The following is a 4,744-nucleotide window of genomic DNA, read 5'->3' as shown; positions in this document are numbered from 1 at the left end:
TCTTCAGCGCCGATGGTAGTCGGGTCGATCCCCGTGAGAGTAGGACGCTGCCACATGAACGAAAACAAGCCTTAGGATGTATTCCTAAGGCTTGTTTTTTTGTATGTTTTTTATGAATATGATCTTACTCATTAATATCAGATATGATTTTACTGTTGCTAGCGAAGCTTATCCGACATAACGTAAGTCACTTTTTTAAATAGAAGGCTCTGTTAAAGTTAATTGTTGATATTTGCTCAAATTGAACAAATGTTCTATGGTGAAGTCATCAAATTAAAGTTGGTGATGACTGTGAGAGCAACCGATACCCTTAAAGCCATTCAAAAACTTAATCCTGCGGAAAAGCATCGTTTACGAGGGTGTTTAATAGGTGCTCTTACTGGATCATCTTCAACAGGAACGGTACTTGCAAGAAATTTCTGAACGAAAGAATAAGGATGGCTATTGTTGTCCTGATAGTGAGTCATAACATATTGTTTCGTTGTTCGGTTCGAGAAATACTCTACTATCGTGGATGGTGAAGAAACAGCGTTACTGCTGTAAAGCTTGTCGAATGACTTTTACGGACCTCACCAATACGGCATTATATTGAACTCGTCATCTCAACCATTGAATTAAATTTATCGAATGTATGATAGAGAGTTATTTTCTCCGTAGATCAGCAGAGTAACTATAGCTTATCGTGCTAACCGGCAGTATAGTTTAATAAGGGAATATTGAGTTTCTAGCTAAATATTAAATAGCAGAATTATTTGCTAATAGGAATTTATTAAATAAAATTGAGGTATTCCACTATAGGGTTAGTGGAACATGGAGGCGAGTGTTTAAAAAGATGAGTTTCACCAGCATATTTAAAATGAATATTAAACCATTTGTGTGCCACTTTTGTCTGGTTATGCTTGGAACAGGCATTATAGGGGCTGGTTGGAATAGTGCTAGAAATGAGGTAGTGTTTGTTGCTTTTCTTTTGATGTTACTTTTACATTATGCAATTGGATTTTTATTGAACAATCATCATTCTTGGTATAAAAATTTATTATCTGTTTCAATGGTTTTTGTTATTAACTTTGCATTGTTTATGTATACCCAATTTCACAATAATGATTTACAATCTTTTGTTGACTTTGCGTCTATTGTTTTTAAGTTCCCTTTCTTATATGTTTTAGGTTGGAAAGGACCAAATTACCCTTTATTAGTTTCTTTTTTACCATCAGTTCTTTTATGGCTAGGTTTAGAAAGTAAGTTTATAATAAAAAAATTTAAAATAGACAAGGACAAGAAAGTAGCTCTTCATTAATTTAAACAATTAGGAATTAGCTAAATGTGAAGTTTAAGAACGGATGGTGCCGTAACAGCTCTTTTCTTATTGAAGTAAAGGATTAGGGTTGTATCCTTGTTCAATTAACGCAGCAGTAATGTTGAAGAAAGATAAGTTAACTTTTATTAATTTATTGTTAAACTTTGGAAGGTAATAAGTTGAATTATTTTAAAAGGGGAGGAAATAATGGCGCAATCACTAATCTTTGATATGGATGGAACACTATTTCAAACAGATAAGATACTGGAATTATCACTAGATGATGCTTTCAGCCGTTTACGGTCATTAAATAAATGGGATAAGGAAACGCCTATTGATAAATACCGTGAAATTATGGGGGTTCCTTTACCAAAAGTGTGGGAGACTTTGTTACCTAATCATTCCGTTGAGGAAAGAGAACAAACGGATGCTTATTTTCTAGAAAGACTAATTGAAAATATAAGAAATGGGAATGGTGCTTTATATCCTAACGTAAAAGAATCCTTTAGTTATTTAAAAGAGAATGATTGTTCAATATACATAGCAAGTAATGGTTTAACGGAATATTTAAAAGCGATAGTCAGTTATTATCATTTGGATGAATGGGTTACGGAAACAGTTAGTATTCAACAAATTAAATCGATGAATAAATCAGATTTGGTCCAGAGTATAATCAAAAAATACGGCATCACTAATGGAGTAGTAGTTGGAGACCGACTTTCAGATATAAATGCAGCCAAAGGTAACGGGTTAGTTTCAATTGGATGTAACTTTGACTTTGCACGAGAAGATGAACTTTCTCAAGCTGATATCGTAATTGACGATTTTACAGAGCTACAAACAATATTACCTAAATTACACAAATAGCTATTCAACTATTGGGTGCTTTAACACAATAACATATCAGCATTGTTGTTCATCTATAGCAGCTGGTTAGTGGAAGAAGAGGATATTAAAATAGAGAAAGGATTGGTGAAATGGCAATTGTTATAGGGTATGGAATTGCATTTATAGGTGCGCTTGTAGCTTATCAGCTAAGCGTAGGTAAACCAAAAGATAAAAAATATAAGGTATGGGGCATCGTTCTTATGGTACCAATTTCACTAGCTTTATCTTTTGCGATAGGGTTAACCTATGCAGTCATTGTAGAAAGTGGGTGGGCATCATTGATAATGTGGTATATTTTCCCCTTTATTTTCATAATCGGACTCGTTATGTTTTTGGTTGGTATTTTCAATAAAGAAGAAACAGAAGTATTTTGAGTAGTTAAACTATCGGGCGCGATTGTTCAACAAGAACAGTCGCTTCTTGTGCTAATGACGCTGTTTAGTGCAAGATAAACTAGGATTAACAAGGGGGAAAATTATGGGGAAAAAATATAACTTATGGTCTTTTTATTTAAAACTTGTTTGCTTAGGATTAGCAGCCTACTCGTTGTATTCTAATATGAACAACACTTGGTTAATTGCACCTCCAAATTATATATTACTAATAATTAGTTTGTTAGCCTTTATTTTAGGAATTGTTGGTTTTAAAGATAAAAGAAACTGGTGGGCAAAAATAAGAAGTTGGTTAACGGTAATTTTGTCATCATTGACATCTATCGGACTTTTTTTGGTACTATCATTTACAACTTTCTTTTCATCTATGGGATTTACTGAACATTTAAAGACGGTAAATTCTCCCGATAACCATTATACAATTGATTTTTACCGTTATGATGCAGGAGCAGCAGGTTCATTTGGAGTAAGGGGAGAATTAAACGGACCACTGTGGTTTAAACAACGAATTTATAATCAAGACAGGGTAGAAAAAGTTGAAGTGGAATGGGAAAGTAATGATAAAGTATCTATAAATAATCATATCTTAAAATTAGATGAAGGGGATACTTACGGATATCAATGATTAAGCATGTGAAACATTCCACTTAAAGTAACGGGGCAAGAGATGGAATCGCATCCTTATTCAAATATAGTGAGCAGGCTTATGCAAGAAAGGATACTACTTATCTTAAACTAGAGGGTTCTTTATATGAAATATGTCTCAACTAACGTTAAGTATATTTTCTGTAAGTAGGATTGAACAGTGTTCTTGAATGGATTTCTTGAAAGGTGGGTTTCTTACCAATGAACGTAATAATAGCTATTTTGATGGTTGTAGCACCAGCCCTTTTTCTTATTAACTGGGGCAAGTCAGGATATGACTGGGGTACAACTGAAGAAGACCGAAAGAAGGATGAAAAATGCGATTAGCTAAATGAGTAGGGCTCATTATGTTTTTTAAATGGAGGTTTCTACAATGTTACCTATATTATTATCTATTATTCTTGTGTTTGCACTTATTTATTCCATTACTGTTGTAGTCGGAAAAAGAAAAATGGCTGGTTTGACAGATATTAAGAGTGCATTAACCCCGATTTTCTTATACCTAATTGCAATAACAAATCTTATGGCTTATTGGTTTAACTTTATGGGAGTAATAAACTGGTCTATTACCGTGATCTTATTAATTTTAGGTGCTTATTTTACTAAATACTCGCTTACATATAAAACGTGATTAATTTATTTTGACAAAAAGAAAAAAATACTAATGATGAGATAAGCGAAACTGTGGTTCATAACAAATATATGATAAGGGAGTGCTATTTAGTTTGGAGGGGTAAAGTGTTTTTTGTTTAGTAACTTATCTTTTTTTAGATTTATATTGAAGAAATGACGGAGAGGCCGCAAGTTGAGAGTAATGAATTAATGGCTTCCATCGATAAACTTCATAATAAAATCGATGATAATTAATTGTCCAACGTTGTTTGCTGATTTCAGTCTATTCTTTGTATTCTACTTTTCACCAAGATTGGGTGATAACATCTCCCACTTACATAGTTTTGTCACTTACCATAATAGCTTTTATATTAGGGGTTATCGGTTTCGAGGACAAAATTAAGACCTAATAGCATTTGAATCTTTCCTTTGAAAAAACTATTGCATTGTTATTTTCTGCATGGTATATTGATTCTTGTCGCTTTTTAGAGAGCGATGCACCTATTCAATTCGCTGATCGAAAAAATAAAACAGCGAAAAACGTTGTTGACTTTCATTTCATCAGCATGGTATATTGATTCTTGTCGCTTTTTAGAGAGCGATGCACCTATTCAATTCGCTGATCGAAAAAATAAAACAGCGGAAAATGTTGTTGACTTTCATTTCATCAGCATGGTATACTGATTCTTGTCGCTTTTTAGAAAGGCGATGCACCGATTCATTCATCTGACCGAAAAATCATAACAATGAAAATGCGTTATTGACTTCAAATCGTCAGCATGGTATATTTATTGAGTCGCCATTTTGAAGCGGCGAACCTATTGATCTTTGAAAACTGAACGAACCAACCAGTACGTCAATTTATTCTTTCTATTATATAGAAGGAAGTAAAACAAGCACACTTGATGTG

Annotated in this window: 6 protein-coding genes and 1 pseudogene; all 7 read left to right on the top strand. The window is 33.4% G+C overall.

Annotated elements, in window-relative coordinates:
• Positions 1 to 285: 285 nt before the first annotated feature.
• Positions 286 to 610: pseudogene (locus ACFQIC_RS18730) on the top strand (IS1595 family transposase); the annotation flags it as partial.
• A gap of 246 nt (positions 611 to 856) precedes the next feature.
• Complete coding sequence (locus ACFQIC_RS18725; protein ID WP_204712353.1) at positions 857 to 1,297, top strand: hypothetical protein; 441 nt, start codon at positions 857 to 859, stop codon at positions 1,295 to 1,297.
• Between the two features lie 207 nt (positions 1,298 to 1,504).
• Positions 1,505 to 2,164, top strand: a complete 660-nt coding sequence (locus ACFQIC_RS18720; protein WP_204712354.1) for an HAD family hydrolase — start codon at positions 1,505 to 1,507, stop codon at positions 2,162 to 2,164.
• Between the two features lie 110 nt (positions 2,165 to 2,274).
• Positions 2,275 to 2,559 (top strand): hypothetical protein, encoded by a 285-nt coding sequence (locus tag ACFQIC_RS18715; RefSeq protein WP_204712355.1) that lies wholly within the window; start codon positions 2,275 to 2,277, stop codon positions 2,557 to 2,559.
• A gap of 103 nt (positions 2,560 to 2,662) precedes the next feature.
• A complete protein-coding gene (locus ACFQIC_RS18710; RefSeq protein ID WP_204712356.1) occupies positions 2,663 to 3,202 on the top strand; it encodes a DUF5412 family protein in 540 nt (179 codons plus the stop codon).
• 221 nt (positions 3,203 to 3,423) lie between these two features.
• On the top strand, positions 3,424 to 3,549 hold the full coding sequence (locus tag ACFQIC_RS18705) for a hypothetical protein (protein WP_390217651.1): 126 nt from the start codon (positions 3,424 to 3,426) through the stop codon (positions 3,547 to 3,549).
• Between the two features lie 46 nt (positions 3,550 to 3,595).
• Entirely contained in the window at positions 3,596 to 3,853 is a 258-nt protein-coding gene (locus ACFQIC_RS18700; RefSeq protein ID WP_204712357.1) for a hypothetical protein, read from the top strand.
• Positions 3,854 to 4,744 lie beyond the last annotated feature (891 nt).

It is taken from the genome of Halobacillus seohaensis (assembly GCF_042663045.1).
GTDB lineage: Bacteria > Bacillota > Bacilli > Bacillales > Halobacillaceae > Halobacillus_A > Halobacillus_A seohaensis.
Note: the sequence above shows the minus strand (reverse complement) of the source record. Positions and strands in the feature narration are given on the sequence as shown.